Raw genomic sequence first — 19,661 nt, forward strand, 5'->3', positions numbered from 1 at the left:
ATGTCCCAAGCGCCATCCAAGTGGTTCGCCGCCGAGCCGGGCAAGGCCTGGACCGAGCGTTTCATCCTGCTCTACAGCCCGATCTGGATCGCCCTGGTCGCCTGGGCCCTGCTCAGCCGGGCCGTGCTCGCCTGGGACGACCCCACCTTCATCGGCTTCGGCCTGCTCGTCGGCCTCCCGCCCGTGCTGGTGCCGGCGCTGCTGCACGGCCGCCACCCGGCCCTGCGCGGCACCCCGTGGTACGACAGCTACTGGTTCAAGTTCAACGCCTGGATCTTCCTGTTCGTCTTCGTCGGCACGTACTTCCTGACCCACTATTTCTTCGACGTGCTCGGCATGCGCTACGCCTTCCCGACCCAGTGGAACGGCGGCGCCGCGCTGGTCGGCCGCTCGCGCGCCGAGATCCCGCTGTTCATGTACCCGCTGACGCAGGCCTACTTCGTGACCTACCACGTGGTCATGTTGGTCTGCATCCGCCGCGTCCGCGGCCTGCTCGGCCTCGCCGAACCTGGCGCCGAGGACAGGTCGCCGCGGGCCACCCGGTTCGTGCGCCGGCTCGCGCTCGCCTGCGTCGTGTGCGGCCTGGCCTACGCCGTCTCGTTCGCCGAGACCTGGTTCATGGCCAGCGACGCCATCAGCGACTACTTCCGCTACGTCGACAAGGCGCGGATGCTCAAGTACGGCTCGCTGTTCTACGCCTGCTACTTCCTCGTCAGCCTGCCGCTGCTCGAGCGCCTCGACCCCGCCGGCAAGCGCACCCCGCTCGGCCAGGCCGTCCTCTCGAGCCTCGCCGCCGGCATGCTGGTGTTCTTCATCCTCGACCTGCTCACCTGGGTCATCGGCCCGATCGCCTGACCGCATGGAAGCCACGACGCCCGATCCCCAGGCCCCGGACCTGTGGCTCGTCCTCGACGACGCCCACCCGGCCCTGCGCCTGCGCGGCCTCGGCCCCGGCTCACGCTGGCCGGTCGCGCCCGGCACCCGGCTGACGGTCGGCCTGCGCCCCGTCGACCACATCCAGCTGCCGCACACCCGCGAGGCCCTGCTCGGCGGTCAGACCCCCTACGTCCTCGTCCGCCGCGACGACGACCGCGTCGAGGTCCAGCACACCGGCCACATCGGCCACTTCCGCCTCGGCGGCCGGATCCTCAACAACACCGTCCACCCGCCGCCGGCCCTCGCCCCCGGCGAGGCCGTCGACCTCCTCACCGTCGACGGCGAACTCGGCCTCCGCCTGCGCCTCCAGGCGGGACGCTGAGCGGGCGCAAAGTCCATGTCCAAGAGGGCATGTTCTCCGGAACATGCCCTCTCGTTCATGCCCTTTTCGCCATGTCTCGAAGCACACGCCATGTCGCGCAGCCCCCGCAGCCCACGCCCGACGGCCTCGGCATCATGCGGCGGCCGAACTCTGGACACCCACCCGCTTGGCGCCCGCAAGTGGGCCCGCAAAACGCGGCAGCACGCGGCCGCCAGCGAGGCGCTGGGCCCTGAGGTGGTCGCGGCGCCGCGTCGGCGCTGGCAGGTCAAGGCGCTCGGCGAGATGGCCCTGAACCGCCGGCCCTCGTGGGCGTGGTGCTTGGCGTCGCCGCCGAGGTCGACGGCGACGCCATCGTGTTCGAGGGCCACCGCATCAGGCTCCCCTTGCCGAGCGCCCCTCGCCAGGCCGTGCAGTACAGCCGGCCTGCTGCAAGCGCAGGAAGCCGAAACCGCTCAGAACCGCAGCGCCCCGCCGACGAACTGCCACGCCGCCGCGCGTCGGCCCCGGCGGTGCTGCAGCGCGTCGGCCACCAGCCCGCCCGCGGCCGTCGCGGCCAGCCCGAGCCCCGCGCCGATCAGCCCGAAGCCGGTCGTGTACAGCACCTCGCCGCGCTCGACCGCCTCGCCGACCCACGCCTCGGCCCCGTTCACCGTGACGAAGTAGGTCGTGCCGTAGGCCAGCGTCGCCACGCCCGCCCCGGCCACCGCCCCGCCGGCGATCGCCTCGGCCGTCCACAGCCGCCGGCGCACCCCCTCGTCGCGCGCCAGCCCCGTCAGCCCCGCGACCAGCACGCCCGCGCCGAGCCCCAGCGCCGCCGCTCCACCGCCGCCCCGCTCGGTCCAGATCGCCATCGGCCGCCGGCAGCCGGCCACGCTCGCGCCTGGCCCACAGGACATGTCCCTCAGAACACTCTCGCACCCGCGCAGGCTGATCGCAGTGACCACCGCCCCGCTGACGATCCCCGCCCCGCCGATCAGCGGCGCCGCTATCGCCCACGAGCGCCGCCGCCGACGCTCGTCCACGGTCACCCCGGCGGTCCGCGGCGTGCGCGTCATGTCGGCCGCCAGGGTCGTCACCTGTCCCTTCGCGCTGGTCACCTCGAGCCGGGCCTCGGCGAAGCCGGGCCTGGCTATCGTCACGACCCAGCGCCCCGGATCGAGCACCAGGGTGGCGGTGCCGCCCTCCAGCAGTTCGTCCCAGCGAGCCCGCAACGTCAATGCCTCGCCCTCGCCGTCGCGGGTCGCGGTCACCGTCAGCGGCTCGTCCGGCGCCACCGTCGGGTCGACCGCCAGGTGCACCGTCCCCGACTCGCGCACCGCCGACGCGCTCACCAGCTCCGCCACGTTGCGCGCGGTCTTGTCCTGAGCTGTCCGCAAGGCCAGGTAACGCCGCGCCGCCAGGCGCGCGTGCGCCATCCGCCCGGCCTGCAGCCACGCCTGGCTGGCCAGCAGAAGCCCCTGCGAGTGCCCGCCTGCGCGGAAGCAGGCCTCGCCGCGCCGCGCCGCGCCCTCGATCTGCCCGTGCGCCAGCGCCTCGCTGGCCGCGCGCACGCAGTCGGGCGCCGGCACCAGAGCCATCCACAACGCCAGGCCGACGCCGCTCACTGGATCTCCAGCCGCAGCGGCACCACCAGCTGCGCCTGCGGCCCCGGCAAAAACCGCGACTTCTCGAGCTCGGCCGCCACGCAGGCCCTGGCCCTTGCCGGCACCGCCCGGTCGCCGCCGCGCACGCTCGCGCGCACGACCTCGCCGTCGCCCGCCACCACCAGGCTGCCGGTCAGCGCGGTGCGCCGGCCGACCCCGATCGTGACATGCCCCAAGAGACAGGCCAAAAGCCGCGGCTCGCTCATCAGCGCCCGCGCCTGCCCGGCGATCTTGCGCCGCCGCTCGGCCGCCTCGCCGTCGGCCTGCGCCACCGGCACCCACAACGACTCGCCGCTCGCGGGCTTCGCCGCCTCGCCGACAGGCGCGCCCGAGCCATCCACCTCGGCCGCCCCGCGCCATTCGACGCCCCCGCCCGAACCGGTGCCCCCGGCTCCACCCGAACCGGTGCCCGCCGCTCCTCCAGAGGCCCCGCGCCACTCGACGCCGCTGCCCGAACCCGTGCCCGCAGCTCCACCCGCGCCAGACGTCCCGCGCCACTCGACGCCACCCGCCCCCGACGCCCCGCGCCCCTCCCCGCCGCCGCTCGAGCCCGAGCCCGCGGCTCCACCGGGCCCGACGCCCGCATTCGGCCCCGCGACGCCCACGGCTCCGCTCTCGCCGTTCGGACCGCCGAGGCTCGCCCCCTCGAACGGCGCCCGCGAAGCACCACCCGTGCCCTCACCGCTGCGCGCCGCGACCACTTCACCTGTCTCTTTCGCCATGCGCGAAACGACATAAACCGAAGCACATGTCCCGACGAACATGGCCCCGAGGACAAGCGCCAGCGTGCGCGGGGCCACCGACCGGCGCGCCCGCGAGCCGGCCCGCGCCATCGCGGCCGACAAGCCGGGCGCGCGCCCCTGGGTCGTCGACCCGGCCGCGCGCGGCGCCTCGCGGATCGTCGACAGCCCCGCGTCGCTGTCGCCGGCCGAGATCGCCGGCGCCTGCGAGTCCGGGCCGCCCTCGTGATCCCACCCCATCGCGCCGCGCCCCGCCGCCTGCCCGCGCATCGTCCGTGCCTCGCCGCGGCGCTCCGCTCGCGGCTCCTCGCCGCCGCCTGCCCGGCGCTCCGCTCGCTGCTCCTCGCCCTGCACCACGCCGTCGCCCCGGATCGACGTCCCGCCGTCTTCTCCGCTCGTCTGGCCCCCCGCTCGTGCGTCGGCCCCCTGGTCCTCGTCGCCGCCGCTGGACCCGCGCTTCGCTCGCAGCGCCGCGCCGTGGTCCTCGTCGCCGCGCGACGATCGGCGCGCGTCATCGCCTCGGCGCGTCCACCCGCCGGTCGCGCCGGCCGTGCTGTCTCGCCACTCGGGCATCGTGCCGAATATACACGGCTGGCGAGCGGGGCGCGCGCAGGCGCGCATCGCGGCAATTTGCTGCTACCCTCCGCGCCGCGACATGCCCGTCGAGCTCCACTTCGATCACGGCACGCTCGTCGTCCTCGGCGTCCCCGACGGCGACGCGCGGCTGGCTGCGCTCGTGAGCCTCGACCGCCGCACCGGCACGCACCGCGCACCTGCGCACCGGTACCGCGCGATCGTCTCGCATCTTCACAACGCCCACATTCCTTACGTCGACAAAGCTCGCATCTACGATCGCCTCGATCTCGCGCTGTCGGGCCCGCTCGATCCGTTCCCGCACCAGCGCGACGCGCTGGCCGCGTGGCGGGCCGCCGGCGGCGTCGGGGTCGTCGAGCTGCCCACGGGCGCGGGCAAGACGATCCTCGCCGTCCTCGCCATCGTCCACACCGGCCGGCCCGCGCTGATCGTCGTGCCCACCATCGATCTCATGCTGCAGTGGCAGCAGGTGCTGGGCCACTGGCTGCAGCGACCGATCGGCATGCTCGGCGGCGGCAACAGCGAGGCGCGCGAGATCACCGTCACCACCTACGACTCCGCCGCCGCCCAGACCGAGTTCCACGGCAACCGCCACGGCCTCCTCGTGTGCGACGAGTGCCATCACCTGCCCGCGCCGGCCTACCGCTTCATCGCCCAGGGCTGCCTGGCCCCGTTCCGCCTCGGCCTCACCGCCACCTTCGAGCGCCCCGACGGCCTCCACAGCGTCGCCGCTGACCTGCTCGGGCCCGTGTGTTACCGGGCCAACATCGACGAGCTCGAGGGCGACTACCTCGCGCCGTACGAGGTCAAGTCGCTGGCGGTCGCGCTGACCGAGGAAGAGCAGGCCCGCTACGACGAGGCGCGTGCGCTCTACATCGACTTCCTGCGCGGCAGCGGCGTCAGCCTCGACCGCCCCGGCGGGTGGGCCCAGTTCATCGCCTACTGCCACCGCAGCGAGGACGGCCGGCAAGCGTTCGCCGCCTACCGCGAGCAGAAGCGGATCGCCTTCACCGCCGAGGCCAAGATCGAGGCCCTGTGGCGCCTCCTCCTCCGTCACCGCCGCGACCGGATCCTCGTGTTCACCGAGGACAACGACACGGTCCACCGCCTGTCGCGCCTGTTCCTCCTGCCCGTCATCACCCACCAGACCCCGCCCAAGGAGCGCGTCTCGCTGCTGGCCCAGTTCGCCTCCGGCGCGCTGCCGGTGCTGCTCACCTCGAAGGTCCTCAACGAGGGCGTCGACGTGCCCGACGCCAACGTCGGCGTGATCCTGTCGGGCAGCGGCTCGGTCCGCGAGCACGTCCAGCGCCTCGGGCGGATCTTGCGCAAGAAAGAGGGCAAGCGCGCGATCCTCTACGAGCTGTGCACCGCCGTCGCCGCCGAGCACGGCGTCAGCGAGCGCCGCCGCCAGCACCGCGCCTACCAGAAGGAGCCCCAGCCCCGCCGCGGCCCCGCCGCCCTCCGACCAGGTCCCATCGACCAGGTCCCGAGTGACATGTCCGATCCATCAGGTCCTGAAGAGCATGTCCCCGACGACATGTCCGACGCGCCTGGCCCCTCGCCCCACGCCCGAGGCCCCCAGGCCCGCGCCGCGTCCCCCGCGGAGGACGAATGCTGACCCGCGACCTCCTCGTATACCGCCGGGTCAAGGGCATCCGCCTGCGCCCGACCTTCGTCGATCCCGACGACGACGATCACATCGCCACCGCCGGCGCGCTGATCGAGCTCCTCACCCACGCCGCGGGCGAGCCGCGCGGGGCCGTCGACGAGGCGGCCGACGCCATCTGCGGCGAGGCGCGCAAGGTCAAGGTCGCGCGCGGCCTCTACAAGCTGCTCACCGACCGCTGCGAGTGGGACGATCCGGGCGACACCGCGATGGAGCTGCGGGCCGCAGCCTTCGCCCGCAGCGCGGCTGTCCTCCGCGACCTGTCCGAAGAGTCATCCCTGTCCGACTACCTGGCCGCCGTCGCCGCCGGCCTGCCGCGGCCGCTCGCCGACGTGCGGGCCCACCTCTACGACGACCTCGCCGAGCACCGGCGCCTCTTGTCGGCCAAGCTGACGACCCCGGCCGCCCTGCTGGCCCGCTACAACCTCGCGCTGGCGCAGGGCCTCGTGCTCTACGCCGGCAGCCTCGACGTCCGGGCCCCGAGCCCCGGCCCGCTCGAGCTGCGCAAGCTGCTGCGCTGGCTCCGCTTCTCGCGCCTGGTCGCCGAGGTGCGCCGCGACGGCGACGGCTGGCACCTGCGCATCGAGGGCCCGGCCGCGCAGCTCGACATGCAGAAGAAGTACGGCCTGCAGCTCGCCACCTTCCTCGGCGCCGTGCCGGTGCTCGGCAAGTTCACGGTCGAGGCCGACATCGACCTCCCGCGCCAGCCTCGCGCCCGGCTCTACCTCGACCACAAGGACCCGCTCAAGGCGCTCGACGACGGCCCGCTCGGCCACATCCCGCCGGAGATCGAGCTCGGCATGGCGAGCCTCGGCGACGCCCGCTGGACCCTCGACCCGATGCCCGAGCTGCGCCACGTCGGCGCCGCCGGCATGTGCGTGCCCGACTTCGCCCTGCGCGACGCCACCACCGGCAAGAGCGTCGCCGTCGAGCTGTTCCACCGCTGGCACCGCCACGCCCTCCTGCGCCGCCTCGAAGAGCTGGCCGCCCGCCCCGACCCGCACTTCCTCGTCGGCGTCGACCTCAGCCTCGCCAAGGACGACGCCCTCGCCGCCCGCCTCGCCACCGCCCCCCAGGTCTTCACTTTTAATAAATTTCCGACCTGGAAGCGCCTGGCACCGCTGCTCGAGCCGCTCGCCAACCTGCTCTGAAGGCCATGTGACATGGCCCCGGGGACATGTCCCCGGAACCAGGCCCGATCTGCCCGCTAGCCGACGCCTCCCGATCGACATGTCCGATCGGCCATCTCGGATCGACAGCCACGGCTCGCGTCGTCCGCTCTCACCTGCCCGAGAGGCCATCTCGGATGACCGCCCGCGCTCCCGGCTCCGCGTCACGCGCGGTCGCTCGCTCACTCTTGCGAGTCGAGGTTGTCGCGGACCATCTCGGTGGTGCGCGCGATCGCCTCGATCTCCTGGGGCGAGAACCCGGCGAACGCGCGGTCGAGCAGCGCGTTCGACACCTCGAGCAGCTTCGGCAGGGCCGCGTAGGCCCGGCGGGTCGGCCTCACCAGGATGGCGCGGCTGTCGGCGGGGTCGGACGTGCGCTCGACCCAACCCACGCCTTCGAGCGCGCGGACGAAGCGGCCCACCGTCACCTCCGACAGGCCCATCAGGTTCGCCAGCTGGCGGGCCGTCAGCGGCGCGCGCTCTTGAAACAGGTGGATGAGCACGCCGAGCTGCGCCGGCGTCACCTCCTGGAGCCCCGACTCGACCAGCAGGTCCGCGACCTTGCGCTCGAGCTCGCGGTGGATCCGCGAGAGGTTGAGGTACGCCTCGCTCTGCAGCCGCCGCAGGCGCAGCTCGGACCCGGTCGTCGCCATCGACCGCGCTTTCTACCAGAGCCGCGGCGCCGCAGGCTGCGCGTCCGATCGTCACCGTCAGCGCGCGCTGGCTGACAAAATGTCACGCGCGCACTGCAGCCCGCGTGTGGCAAGCCGCGCCGCGCCAAACTCCCGCGAGGTCCTCGCATGTGGCATCCTGGTTGCACAGCCGTCGAGCGCTGCTTCCGCCTATGCGTCCGCACGACCTTTCGCGTCCTGCTGCCCTATTCCTCGCCGGCCTGTGCGCCCTCGGGCCGCTCGCTGCCTCCGCTCAGACCCCGCCCTCCGGCGGCACCGGCGGCACCGGCATGATGGGGAGCTTCCCCCCGGCCGACGCCTTCACGATCCAGTACTGGCTCACCGATCAGGAGGGCAACTTCGTCCGCCCGCTGACCGAGAAGTACTTCAAGCAGTTCATCAACAAGGCCCGCTGCGAGTGCGGGCAAAAGATCGGCGTCCGGATCCGCCTCAAGAAGACGATGGCGGCCTACGACACGACGAAGCGGCTCGAGAGCTTCGTCGGCACCCAGTGCTCGACCGCCGAGACCGCGCTCGCCGGCCAGTTCCGCCGCTGCGCCCAGTTCTCGTCGGCGCTGGTGCCCACCTATCAGCAGGGCATCGACGCCACCTTCCACCCGATCTGGTTGACGAGCGGCGTCACCCCCAACTCCCCGTCGCGCCTACCCGACATGGCGACCACCTCCGGCTCTTGCGAGGCCGCGGCGGAGGGCGAGTCCGGCGTGTGGTTGTGCGCGCCCGGCATGAACTCGACCCCCAATTGTCAGGCCGACGAGTTCTTCATCCAGGGCCTGCAGAACATCAACCTCCCCAGCAAGACGGGCGGCATCAGCTTCGACTACTTGCCGCCGATCCTCCCCGTCAAGGAGATCACCGCGACCCCTGGCGACGGCGCCGTCGTGCTGAGCTGGAAGGTCGACTCTTCGGGTGACATCAACGGCTACCGCGTCCTCTGCGAGGAGGCCGCGACCGGTCAGCCGGTGCCGAACAAGATGCCCCCTCGGCCCGATCCGCTCGGCATCCCGACCGGCACCTACTTCTACACCAAGAGCAACCTCTGCCCTGACGGCCCGTTCAGCACGTTCATGAGCGCGGAGGACAACCCGCTCGGCACGACCAGCGACGGGGTCGACAGCGCCACCGACACCGACGGCAACGACACGCTCGGCACCACGGGCGGTGACGACACCGCCGGTGACACGGACGGCCCCACCGAGTGCTCGAACGGCATCGTCGAATTCGACGAGGAGTGCGACCTCGGCAACGAAAACTCCGACGAGGGCGAGTGCCGCACCGACTGCACCCTCAACCGCTGCGGCGACGGCAAGGTGCACACCGGGGTCGAGGAGTGCGACGACGGCAACGTCGTCGACAACGACGGCTGCACCAACGCGTGCACGAGCCCGGGCTGCGGGGACGGCATCATCAACGCCGACGACGCCTGCGACGGCGGCACCGACTTCAACAACATCCCCGGCGGCCCCTGCACCCCGGACTGCCAGATCAGCCCCCAGTGCGGCCAGAATGCCATCAATTGCCCGCAGCCCTGCGGCGACGGCGTCCACGACCCCAACACCGAGGGGTGCGACTCCGGACCCGGCCTGTCCAACAACAGCGACTGCACCCTCGCCTGCCAGATCAACGTCTGCGGCGACGGCTTCGTCCTCAGCGATCCTGTCATGGGCGTCCTCGAGGAGTGCGACGAGGGCATGGCCAACGACGACAACGGCGCCTGCACCACCGATTGCCTCCGCAACGTCTGCGGTGACGGCCTCGAGTGGACAGGCGTCGAGGCCTGCGACGACATGAACAAGGACGACACCGACGACTGCCTGAGCAACTGCCAGAAGGCGACCTGCGGCGACGGCGTCACCCAGGCCGGGGTCGAGGAGTGCGACCTGGGGCTCAACAACAGCGCCAGCGCCAGCTGCGACGAGGACTGCAAGTTCACCGCCAGCCAGGACATGCTGAACCTCGACTGGAAGTACGTATGCTCCGGTCACATCTCGTTCAGCACCAAGAGCGTCCGCATCAACGGGCTCGAGAACGGCAAGGAGTACAACTTCCTGCTCGTCCCCTACGATTTGATGGGCAACCCCAAGCAGCTCGACGTGGTCGTGCGCGCCACCCCGGTCGAGACCTACGACCTCTGGGAGCAGTGCGAGGAGGACGGCGGCATCTGCGGCGCCTCCGGCTATTGCAACGTCAGTGACGACTCGAGCGGCGGCCTGGCCCTGTTCACCGCCCTCGCAGCGTTCGGCATCGGCGGCCTCGGCGTCGCCAACCGGAGAAGGAACCGCGCGTGATCGCCCTCGCCTTGACCCTGGTCGCCGCCCCCGCGCCGGCCGACATGACGATCACCGGCGACGCCGGCACCACCCCGCCGCCGGCTGACACCGGCACCGTCCCGGCGCCTCCACCTGGCCCCGAGGCCAGCTCGCCTCCCGGCGGCACCACCACCACCACCGAGACCCGCCAGGGCGACCTGATGGGCCCGCCCTACGGCTCGCGCGTCGGCGAGAAGCGCGAGGGCGAGGTGTGGCGGCCGATCGAGGGCCCGACCTACGAGAAGCAGCCGGTCCCGAGCGAGTCGGCCGTCGTCGGCCAGGGCAACCCCGACCTCACCGACAGCCTGAAGAAGAAGCAGGCCCCGCTGACCGCCGAGAGCAAGCAGCGGTTCGCGCTCGAGGTCAAGATGGGCACCTATCTGCCCGACGTCGACCGCAACTGGAGCGGCGAGGGCTACGGCCCCTACGCCAAGGTCTTCGGCGAGACCGACAACGACGGCGTCACCAACGGCCAGCCGAAGAAGAGCATCTACGGCGGCCTCGCCTTCGAGTGGCAGATCACCAAGAAGCTGGCCGGCCCGATCGGCATCGGCGTGCAGTGGACCATGGCCCGCGACAAGGCCTTCGCCCCGCTGGCCGAGCCGCCCGACGAGGGCTTCACCCGCAGCCGCGCCGACACCGTCCGCTTCACGGTCATGCCGATCGCCCTGCAGGCGGTCTACCGCTTCGAGCTCCTGGCCGACAAGGTCCGCTGGGCCCCGTTCGTCCCCTACGCCAAGGCCGGCGTCGCCTACGCCTTCTGGTGGACCAAGAACGGCAACGGCAACATCGCCGTGCTCAAGGACGGCGACAACAAGGTCGTCGACCGCGGCCGCGGCGGCGTGTGGGGCTACCAGGTCAACCTCGGCATGATGCTGCGGCTCGATTTCCTCGACCCCGGCACCGCCCGCACGTTCGACCGGATCTCCGGCATCAACCACACCTACCTGTTCGGCGAGTGGCAGCTGACCCGCCTGTCCAACTTCGGCCGCAAGGACAGCATGAACCTCGGCGACAGCACCTGGATGGTCGGCCTGGCCGCGGAGTTCTGACGCACCTGCGCGTCAAGACATGCTCGCGGGGACATGGCCTCGCGGGCATGTCCCCTGGGACATGCCCTATAAAGCTGCTCGCATGTGACAGCCGCCTGTCCCGAAGGCCATTGACGTCACCCGCCGCGGCTCAGCGGTAAACGTGTCCCTGCGCCTGCAAAGCGCTCTCGATGCGCGTCAGCTCGCGCAGGATCGCCTCCATGCGCTGGTCCATCGGCGGGCGCCCGGGCGCCTTCACGTGGGCGCGCTCGAACGCCCCGTTCTCGGCCTCCATGGCCCCGCGGATCGCCCCGGCCCCGGCCCCGAGCGTCTCTAGCTCCTGGCGCTCGTGGGGCTGCAGCGCCTCGAGCATCGCCAGGTACAGGCCGACCTCCCGGCTGGCGTCGAGCAGGACCGCGTCGAACGCCTCGATGTCCTCGTCGGTGCGCGTCAGGTCGGTGCTCATGTGGTCGCGCACCGCCTGCAGCGGCGACTCGAGCCAGATCCGCAGCGTCCGCGTCTCGCGGGCCACGCGGGCCAGAGTCTCGCTCAGGTGGGCCAGCTGCAGCGGCTTCTCCTGGCCCGACTCGAGGTAGCGGCGAGCCGCCTCGTCGGCGCGGCGCAGGCGGATGAACCCGTAGCCGACCACCAGCACGGTCACTGCGGCGATGAAGAGCGTTTCCATCTCACTCGGCGGCGCCGTCGAGGTCGGCGAGGGTCGGGGCGCGCAGCTTCTCGACGCGCACTGCGCTGAACTTGAACTCGGGGATCTTGCCGAAGGGATCGAGGGCGTCGGAGGTGAGGACGTTGGCGGCGGCCTCGCGCCAGCAGAACGGGATGAAGATCGAGCCGGCCCCCGGCGCCTCGCTGGCGCGGACCTTGAGGGTGATGCTGCCGCGGCGGCTCGTCACCGCGATCTCGTCGCCCTCGAGCAGGCCGAGCGCCGCCATGTCGGCCGGGCGCATGTCGGCGTACGGCTCGCTCTCGATCGTCTCGAGCGCCGACGCTCGCCGCGTCATCGTCCCGGTGTGCCAGTGCTCGAGCAGGCGCCCGGTCGTCAGCACGAACGGGAACTCCGGGCTCGGCAGCTCGTTCGGCGGCGCGAACTCGGCCGGCACGAACTTGCCGCGGCCGCTCGGGAAGTCGCGCTCGAACAGCACCACCTGCCCGTCCTCGTGGACCGGATCCTTGCAGGGCCACAGCTTACCCTCGAGCCCGAGGCTCTCGTAGGACAGGCCGCGGTAGCTCTCGGTCAGCGCGGCGAACTCGGCGAACACGTCCTCGATGCGCGTGAACTCGAAGCCCGGCGCGCCCATGCGCCGGCCGATCTCGCACATGATGTCCCAGTCGAGGCGGGCCGCGCCGGGCAGCTTCAGCACCGGCCGGCCGATCTGAACCCGGCGGTCGGTGTTGGTGTACGTGCCAGTCTTCTCGAAGAAGCTCGAGGCCGGCAGGACCACGTCGGCGAACTCCGCCGTCTCGGTCATGAAGATGTCCTGCACCACCAGGAAGTCGAGCGCCGCCAGGGCCTTGCGCACCTTCTCGGTGTTCGGGTCGCTGACGAACGGGTTCTCGCCCTGCACGTACATCCCGCGGATGTCCTTCAGCAGGGCCGCGTGCATGATCTCGACCACGGTCAGCCCCGGCTGCGCATCGAGCTGCGTACCCCAGGCCGCCTCGAAGCGCCCGCGGATCGCCGGGTCCTTCACCGACTGATAGTCGGGGAACACCATCGGGATGAGCCCCGCGTCGCTCGCACCTTGCACGTTGTTCTGCCCGCGCAGCGGGTGCAGGCCGGTGCCCGGGCGGCCGACCTGGCCCGTGAGCAAGACCAGCGAGATCAGGCAGCGCGCGTTGTCGGTGCCGTGGACGTGCTGGCTGACGCCCATCCCCCAGAAGCAGATCGCCGCGCGCGCCGAGCCCCACGTCACCGCGACGTCGACGATCTCCTGCTCGTCGAGCCCGCACAGCTGCGCGGCCACCTTCGGCGAGTAGTGCTCGACCGTCGCCTTCAGCCGCTCGAAGCCCTCGGTGCGCTCGGCGACGAAATTCCGATCGTAGAGCCCGCGGCGGATGATCTCGTGCAGCACCCCGTTGAAGAACGCGACGTCCGTGCCGGGACGGATCCGCACGTAGCGGTGGGCGAAGTCGGCCAGCTGCGGCCGGTGCGGGTCGATCACCAGCAGCTTGCAGCCGCGCTTGGCCGCCTGCTTGAAGAACGTCGCCGCGACGGGGTGATTGCTGGTCGCGTTGGTGCCGACCAGCAGGGCGACGTCGCTGTTCTCGATGTCGCGGAAGGTCGTCGACACCGCGCCCGAGCCGATCGTCTCCATCAGCGCCGCCACCGACGACGCGTGGCACAGGCGCGTGCAGTGGTCGACGTTGTTGGTGCCGAAGCCGACGCGGACCAGCTTCTGGAACAGGTAGGCCTCTTCGTTGCTGCCCTTGGCCGAGCCGAAGCCTGCCAGCGCCGACGAGCCGTGGCGCTCGCGGATCTCGAGCAGCCGCCGCGCCACCAGGTCGAGCGCCTCGTCCCAGCTCGCCTCGCGGAAGTGCGGCATCACCTCGGCGTAGTCGACCAGCCCGCCCGGGCGCTTGCCCTCCTTGACCCGCAGCGCGCTCGACAGCGGCCCCTTCGGGTAGCTGTCCTCGCGCCGGATCAGCGGCTGCGTCAGCCGCTGCGGGTGCGTCGCGTAGTCGAAGCCGTAGCGGCCCTTCACGCACAGGCGGCGGTCCGACACCCGGCTGTCGCGGCCGTCGATCCACGCCACCTTGTTGTTCGCCTCGTCGACGTGCGCGGTCACGCTGCAGCCGACCCCGCAGTAGGGGCACAGCGTCGGCACCTGCCTCAGCGCGGTCGGCTGCGGCGGCGCGGGCTTCGGCTCGGGCGCGGGCGCCAGCGGCAGCGGCCGGCGTCGCCTGGGCGCCAGCGGCTTGTTGACCAGCGCGTCGGTCGGGCACGCGTCCATGCACTCGCCGCACGACACGCACGACGAGCTGCCCATCGGCAGGTCGAGGTCGAACGCGATCTTGGCCCCGTAGCCCTTGCCCGAGCGGGTGATCACCTCGTTGCTCTGCAGCTCGTCGCACGCGCGCACGCAGCGGTCGCACAGGATGCAGGCCTGGTGGTCGACCCCGATCACCGGCGACGACGGGTCCTGCGGGCGACCTGTCCCTCGGGGCAGGCCGAGCAAGTCAGCGCTCGCGCCCTCGCCCACCAGCCCGTAGCGCCGGCCGAGCGCGACCAGGTCGCTGCCCTCCGGGCGCTGCTGCGACGGCGCCTGCGGCTGATCGGCCAGCAGCAGCGCCGTGAGCAGCTTGCGGTGGGCCTCGATCTCCGGCCCGCTGGCGGTGACCTTCATGCCCGGCTCGCACGGGCGCACGCAGCTGGCCGCGAGCACCCGGCCGCCGACATCGACCACGCACATGCGGCACACGCCGACCGGGCGGTAGCGCGGGTCGTGGCACAGCACGGGGATCTCGATGCCGGCGGCGCGCGCCGCCTCCCAGATCGTCGACCCTGCCGGCGCGCGCACGACGACACCGTCGATGGTGAGTTCGACCTCGGGCGGAGCCGCGGACATCGTCTCCGCATCATAGCGCCGAAGATCGGCGGCCGTGACCGCCCCCGCCCGTCATCACGCGGGGCGCGCCGTGCTTTCGGCCACATCGCGGCCGGTGTACGCTCCGCGTCACCGTGGCCAACGCCAAGAGATACCGCTGCCTCGTCTGCGAGCACATCTACGACCCCCGCGAAGGCGATCCCGGCACTGACATCGCCCCCGGGACGGCGTTCGAGGACATCCCCGACGACTGGTACTGCCCCGACTGCGGCGCCACCAAGGCCGACTTCGAGCCCATCGAAGACTGAGTTCCGGGCGAACGCGGCGCCCCTACTACCTGGCTCTTGGGACCTGTCCGGATGAGCTCGCCGACGGTCGCCGACGCGGCCGCCGTCACGCCGTTCAGGCCGGCCCCGGGGCGCCTCTCGATCGACGCGCGGCGAGCCGAGCGCCGCCTGCGCGGCCGCGCGCGGCGGCATGGGTCCACATCACCCCAGCCGTCGCGGACGGCCGCCGTTCGCCTGCCTGCAGCAGTTTCACGGCGGGCCCGAAGACCCCAACGTGGCGCACTGCGCTCCGAGTTTGCTCTGGACGGGGAACCGTAAACCCTGCACCCTGGAGGGCGTGACGACACGTGCTCCACGGGTCTTGGTTGTTGAGGACGACGCGGCGACGGCCAGGGTGGTCAAGGGCGCGCTGACCGAGGCCGGGTTCGTCGTCGAGACCCTGGACAAGGGCTTTTTGCTGGTCGCCGTCGTCATGCGCTTCCAGCCCGACATGGTGGTGCTCGACCTCAACCTGCCGGACATGCGGGGCGACACGGCCATGAAGATGGTCCGCCGGGCCACCAACGTCGGCGGCAAGACCCTCCCGGTCGTCATCCTCAGCGGCATGCCGATCGAGCAGTTGATGGAGATCCAGGGCCACCTGGGCGCGGTCGGCTGCATCCAGAAGCCGGCCTCGCTCGACACCATCGTCGACCGCCTGTGCCAGCTGCTCTCGTGGCCGCGCAAGGATCGCAAGCCCGAAGCCGCGTCCTGACCGGCCGGCCGGCTGACATGGCCGCCGAGACATGTCCATGGCGACATGTCCGCAAAGACCGCCCCGCGCACGGACCGCCGCCGTAAGCTCCTGCGCGCACCGGCGGCGAGGCCGCGACCGATCTGTCCGCGAGGCCAGCTTCGGCGCGCCCCCGACCGCGCGGGCGCACGCCGGCGCGGCGCCTCGCGCGAGGCGGCTGCGCTAGCATCCGCGGGATGTCGGTCCGCCGCTGCGCCCTCGCGTTCGCCGTTCTGCCGCTGCTGTCCGGCTGCTTCAAGGACGACGGCGCCGCGCTGACGCAGGCCGCGGGCTCGCTCGAACCGAGCAGCTCGACCACGAGCCCGACCACGACCACCACCGGCCCCGCCGACTCGACGACGACCACCACCGGGGGCAGCGAGTCCGCCACCACCACCGGCGAGCCAGTGACCACCGGCACCACCGCCGCGCCGCTGTGCCCGGGCGAGATGCAGTGCACGCCGGACGAGGTCATGGACACCGGGGCGCTGTGCGACCCGTGCGGCCGCGTGCGTCGCACCTGCCAGGCCGACTGCACCTGGGGCGCCGACGAGTGCGTCGACGACCCGAGCTCGTGCGCCTACTGGTACCTCGACGACGTCCAGCTCGGCTGGGAGCGCGTCGCCCTGCCCCAGCCGCCGCCCCGCCACGCGCCCGCGGCCCCGGCCATCGCCGCCTTCGACCTCCAGGCCCACGACGCGATCGTCGTCCTCACCGCGACCACCTACCACGTGCTGAAGGGCAGCGATCAGACGTGGCTCTCCTCGGGCCCGCTGGCCGACGTGTTCCCCGACCTGCCGTTCGCGCCGCTGCACGCCTACGCCATCCACAACGTCGACCTCGGCACCTACGACGTCTACGCCGTGGGTGACCCGCTGGCGTGGATCTACACCCTGGCGCTCCAGCCCGACGGCTTCACGAGCCAGTTCGCGCTCGAGGGCCCGTGCTGCAACTCGTTCACGCCGCTCGTCAGCCCCGGCTCGCCCGCGGCCGTCCGCGACATCTACGTCGACCTCGACGCCCCGTTCCCGTACGTCGGCGGCCAGTTCTACGCCACCTGCATCGAGGAGTTCGTCCCGCTCGGCCGCTACGCGGCCTGGCTGTCGCCGACCGACGTCTACCTGCAGGACGTCGCCCTGTGCTTCGAGATGGTCGCGCAGAGCTCGCTCGCCTCGTTCCCCCCGTTCGCGGCCCCCGGCGCCCCGGCGGGCGATCGGCTCGGCGGCGCCGCCATGCTCGGCGAGCGCCTCTATGTGTTCGCCGGCGAGTGACCTGACTCTTCGGACCTGTCCGCTTCGCCCTGCTCGTTCGTACCTGTCCTTTCGAGCCTGCGCGAGAGGACAGCCCACGGCAGGCACAGCGCCGCCGCCACCCCGCACAGCCCGGCGGTCGCCAGGCCGAGCGCCCCGAGCCCGCTGTACAACCAGCCCGCCGCGACGTCCCCGCCGCGGTACAGCGCGGTGTCGATCAGGTGCTTGGCCTTGTACTTGGCCTCGCGCCCGGCCTGGGTGAACAGCACCTCGCGGGCCGGCTTGGCCAGCGAGAAGTCGGCCGCGCGGCGCAGCACCTGGAACCCGATCAGCACCGCCAGCACCGGCGAGGCCGCCAGCACCGCGAAGCCGACCAGCGAGATCAGGGGCAGCAGCGCCAGAGTCCAGCCGACCCCGAGCCTGGGGATGATGCGCCCGACCGCCAGCCCCTGCAGGGCCACGCTGATCGCGTTGACGATGAAGTCGGTCTTGGCGAACAGCGCCGTGCGCTCGGCCGGGTCGGCGAGCGCCGCCTTGACGATCCGCGCCTGCTCGAAGTACGCGAAGGTCGCGGTGGTCGTCAGCAGCACGATCCACAGCGAGATCCCGCGCAGCCGCGGCGAGCGGGCGATCAGCACGAACGCCGCCAGGGCGCCGCCGCCGATCGGCCGGGCGTCCATCGACATGGCCTCCCGGACATGTTCCTCCGAACCTGTCCGAAACGACCGCATCAGCCCGCGCGCGCACGCGATCCCGCCCTCGAGGAACAGCGCCGCCAGCAGCACCAGCGCCGGCGCGCCGAGGTGGGGCACCAGCGCCGCGGTCAGCAGCGGGCCCAGCAGCGCCCCCGCGCTGCCGCCGGCCGCCACCAGGCCGAACAGGCGCTCGCCCTGCTCGCGGCGCCACAGATCGGCCATCAGCTCCCAGAACACCGACACGACCAGCAGGTTGTAGACGGCCGCCCACACGAAGAAGCTGCGGCCCGTCCACACCAGCACCGGCCCGTCGGCGAGCGCGAACAGGGCGACGAAGCCGAGCAGCACCACGGCGCAGAAGCGGTAGACCAGCGGCACGATGGTGCGCCGGCCGAACCGCGCCACCACCCACGAGTAGACCGGCACCGCCGCCAGCATCACCAGGAAGGTCGCGGAGAACAGCCACGGCAGGCCGTCGACCCCGCCGGCCGCCCCCATCTCGTCGCGCAGCGGCCTGAGAATGTAGAAGGAGCACAGCGCGCAGAACAGCAGCCCGGCCGACCACAGCGCCCCCGGCAGCTCCTCGCGGCGCAGCGGCGCGATCGCCCGCGCCGCTCGCCATACCCGACCCTCGTCTTCTGCCATCGCCGCGATTGTAGAGGCACCCCCGCGCCGCGGGGCCGCGCCTGCAGCCGCGCGCCCCGTCACCGCCTCACGCGGGCGCTGCGAAACTCGTCCGCAGCTCCGCGGGTCGTACCACCACCGAGCCCTGCATGAGCCTCGCACGTCGCCGCTTCCTCCGCCTCGCCAGCACCGCCCTCGTCCTCGCCGCCTGTCGTCGGTCCGGCGAACAGACCGCCGCGCCCACCGACTCGAACGGCACGCCGCCCGCCGCCGATCCTCCGCTGCGGCCCGAGCCGGTGCTGCTCGGCGGCCAGGCGCAGAAGATCCTGATCCTCGGCGGCACCGCCTTCCTCGGCCCCGAGTTGGTCGAGGAGGCCCAGCGCCGCGGTCACACCGTCACCCTGTTCAACCGCGGCAAGACCCGCCCCGAGATGTTCCCCAACGTCGAGAAGCTCCGCGGCGACCGCGACGGCGACCTCAAGGCGCTCGAGGGCCGCACGTGGGACACAGTGATCGACACCTCCGGTTATGTGCCGCGGATCGTCAAGGCCTCGGCCGAGCTGCTGGCGCCCAAGGTCCGCCAGTACGTGTTCGTGTCGACCATCTCCGTCTACGCCGACACCAGCCAGGTCGGCATCGACGAGACCTCGCCCGTCGCGGTCGCGCCCGATCCGAAGACCGAGGACATCCCGGCCCACTACGGCGCGCTCAAGGCCCTGTGTGAGCAGGCCGCCGAGGCGGCCCTGCCCGGGCGGACCACGGTCGTGCGCCCCGGCCTCATCGTCGGCCCGGGCGACGGCAGCGACCGCTTCACCTACTGGCCCGTGCGCGTGGCCGCCGGCGGCGAGGTGCTCGCGCCCGGCGACCCGAGCAACCCGGTGCAGTTCATCGACGTCCGCGACCTCGCCGAATTCATCATCACCGCGATCGAGGGCGGCCACGTCGGCATCTACAACGCCAACGGCGCGCCGATGCCGATGGGCGACCTGCTGAACGGCAGCAAGGCCGCGCTCGCCAGCAACGCCGAGTTCACGTGGGTCGACCGCCAGTTCCTCGCCGACAACAAGGTCGAGCCGTGGAGCGACCTGCCGGTGTGGATCCCGCCCGACCCCGGCTTCGAGGGCGCCACGTCGGTCCGCATCGACCGCGCCACCGCGATCGGCCTCAAGTTCCGCCCGCTGGCCGAGACCGTGACCGCGACGGTCGCCTGGTGGAACACCCTGCCCGAGCCGCGCCGGGCCAAGATGCGCGCCGGCATCACGCGCGAGCGCGAGGCCGAGCTGCTGGCCGCCTGGCACGCCGCGCACCCGGCCCCTGGCAAGCCCAAGGCCAAGAAGAAGAAGGCGGCCTGAGCCGCCGAGGTGCATGTCC

The 19,661-nt window shown here is 72.2% G+C and carries 17 protein-coding genes; 11 read left to right on the top strand and 6 right to left on the bottom strand.

Going from position 1 to position 19,661, the window contains the following annotated elements; all coding sequences use genetic code 11:
- Both OV090_RS34920 and OV090_RS34925 read left to right on the top strand, forming a co-directional pair.
- Positions 1 to 855 carry a hypothetical protein gene (locus OV090_RS34920; RefSeq protein WP_267709030.1) on the top strand — a complete coding sequence of 285 codons (855 nt, stop codon included), beginning with the start codon at positions 1 to 3 and terminating at the stop codon, positions 853 to 855.
- 4 nt (positions 856 to 859) lie between these two features.
- Entirely contained in the window at positions 860 to 1,258 is a 399-nt protein-coding gene (locus OV090_RS34925; protein WP_267709031.1) for a hypothetical protein, read from the top strand.
- A 452-nt stretch (positions 1,259 to 1,710) separates the two neighbouring features.
- On the opposite strand, the gene OV090_RS34930 is transcribed toward OV090_RS34925, so the two are convergent.
- The gene (locus tag OV090_RS34930; protein WP_267709032.1) at positions 1,711 to 2,862 is read right to left on the bottom strand and encodes a hypothetical protein; all 1,152 of its coding nucleotides are present in this window, start codon (positions 2,860 to 2,862) and stop codon (positions 1,711 to 1,713) included.
- Complete coding sequence (locus tag OV090_RS34935) at positions 2,859 to 3,623, bottom strand: hypothetical protein (protein WP_267709033.1); 765 nt, start codon at positions 3,621 to 3,623, stop codon at positions 2,859 to 2,861. The genes OV090_RS34930 and OV090_RS34935 overlap by 4 nt, the downstream gene beginning before the upstream one ends.
- A gap of 40 nt (positions 3,624 to 3,663) precedes the next feature.
- On the opposite strand from OV090_RS34935, the gene OV090_RS34940 reads away from it, so the two are divergent.
- The 3 genes from OV090_RS34940 to OV090_RS34950 all read left to right on the top strand — a co-directional run bounded on the left by OV090_RS34940 (position 3,664) and on the right by OV090_RS34950 (position 7,052).
- A complete protein-coding gene (locus tag OV090_RS34940) occupies positions 3,664 to 3,870 on the top strand; it encodes a hypothetical protein (protein ID WP_267709034.1) in 207 nt (68 codons plus the stop codon).
- Between the two features lie 426 nt (positions 3,871 to 4,296).
- Complete coding sequence (locus OV090_RS34945; RefSeq protein WP_267709035.1) at positions 4,297 to 5,853, top strand: DEAD/DEAH box helicase family protein; 1,557 nt, start codon at positions 4,297 to 4,299, stop codon at positions 5,851 to 5,853.
- Positions 5,847 to 7,052, top strand: a complete 1,206-nt coding sequence (locus OV090_RS34950; protein WP_267709036.1) for a DUF790 family protein — start codon at positions 5,847 to 5,849, stop codon at positions 7,050 to 7,052. Before OV090_RS34945 ends, OV090_RS34950 begins: the two co-directional genes overlap by 7 nt.
- A 200-nt stretch (positions 7,053 to 7,252) precedes the next feature.
- Here the strand turns inward: OV090_RS34950 and OV090_RS34955 are convergent, their stop codons facing one another.
- On the bottom strand, positions 7,253 to 7,723 hold the full coding sequence (locus OV090_RS34955) for a MarR family transcriptional regulator (protein WP_267709037.1): 471 nt from the start codon (positions 7,721 to 7,723) through the stop codon (positions 7,253 to 7,255).
- Positions 7,724 to 7,914: 191 nt separating this feature from the next.
- Here OV090_RS34955 and OV090_RS34960 point away from each other — a divergent pair, with 191 nt between their 5' ends.
- Together OV090_RS34960 and OV090_RS34965 are read left to right on the top strand one after the other, a co-directional pair.
- Positions 7,915 to 10,047, top strand: a complete 2,133-nt coding sequence (locus OV090_RS34960; protein WP_267709038.1) for a DUF4215 domain-containing protein — start codon at positions 7,915 to 7,917, stop codon at positions 10,045 to 10,047.
- Entirely contained in the window at positions 10,044 to 11,120 is a 1,077-nt protein-coding gene (locus OV090_RS34965) for an MXAN_2562 family outer membrane beta-barrel protein (protein ID WP_267709039.1), read from the top strand. The genes OV090_RS34960 and OV090_RS34965 overlap by 4 nt, the downstream gene beginning before the upstream one ends.
- Before the next feature lie 130 nt (positions 11,121 to 11,250).
- Here OV090_RS34965 and OV090_RS34970 read toward each other — a convergent pair whose 3' ends face one another.
- Together OV090_RS34970 and fdhF are read right to left on the bottom strand one after the other, a co-directional pair.
- On the bottom strand, positions 11,251 to 11,784 hold the full coding sequence (locus tag OV090_RS34970; RefSeq protein ID WP_267709040.1) for a hypothetical protein: 534 nt from the start codon (positions 11,782 to 11,784) through the stop codon (positions 11,251 to 11,253).
- Between the two features lies 1 nt (position 11,785).
- Positions 11,786 to 14,683 (bottom strand): formate dehydrogenase subunit alpha, encoded by a 2,898-nt coding sequence (gene fdhF / locus OV090_RS34975; protein ID WP_267709041.1) that lies wholly within the window; start codon positions 14,681 to 14,683, stop codon positions 11,786 to 11,788.
- Between the two features lie 113 nt (positions 14,684 to 14,796).
- Between fdhF and rd the strand changes: the two genes are divergently transcribed.
- The 3 genes from rd to OV090_RS34990 all read left to right on the top strand — a co-directional run bounded on the left by rd (position 14,797) and on the right by OV090_RS34990 (position 16,992).
- Positions 14,797 to 14,970, top strand: coding sequence for a rubredoxin (gene rd, locus OV090_RS34980; RefSeq protein WP_267709042.1), 174 nt, complete (start codon positions 14,797 to 14,799; stop codon positions 14,968 to 14,970).
- A gap of 340 nt (positions 14,971 to 15,310) precedes the next feature.
- On the top strand, positions 15,311 to 15,703 hold the full coding sequence (locus OV090_RS34985; RefSeq protein WP_267709043.1) for a response regulator: 393 nt from the start codon (positions 15,311 to 15,313) through the stop codon (positions 15,701 to 15,703).
- Between the two features lie 215 nt (positions 15,704 to 15,918).
- Positions 15,919 to 16,992, top strand: a complete 1,074-nt coding sequence (locus OV090_RS34990; protein WP_267709044.1) for a hypothetical protein — start codon at positions 15,919 to 15,921, stop codon at positions 16,990 to 16,992.
- On the opposite strand, the gene OV090_RS34995 is transcribed toward OV090_RS34990, so the two are convergent.
- On the bottom strand, positions 16,971 to 18,311 hold the full coding sequence (locus OV090_RS34995) for an MFS transporter (RefSeq protein ID WP_267709045.1): 1,341 nt from the start codon (positions 18,309 to 18,311) through the stop codon (positions 16,971 to 16,973). The two genes, OV090_RS34990 and OV090_RS34995, sit on opposite strands and share 22 nt — an antisense overlap.
- A gap of 128 nt (positions 18,312 to 18,439) precedes the next feature.
- On the opposite strand from OV090_RS34995, the gene OV090_RS35000 reads away from it, so the two are divergent.
- Positions 18,440 to 19,642 carry an NAD-dependent epimerase/dehydratase family protein gene (locus tag OV090_RS35000; RefSeq protein ID WP_267709046.1) on the top strand — a complete coding sequence of 401 codons (1,203 nt, stop codon included), beginning with the start codon at positions 18,440 to 18,442 and terminating at the stop codon, positions 19,640 to 19,642.
- Positions 19,643 to 19,661: the final 19 nt, after the last annotated feature.

The sequence above is a fragment of the Nannocystis sp. RBIL2 genome (assembly GCF_026626745.1).
In the GTDB taxonomy this organism is placed as follows: Bacteria; Myxococcota_A; Polyangia; order Nannocystales; family Nannocystaceae; genus Nannocystis.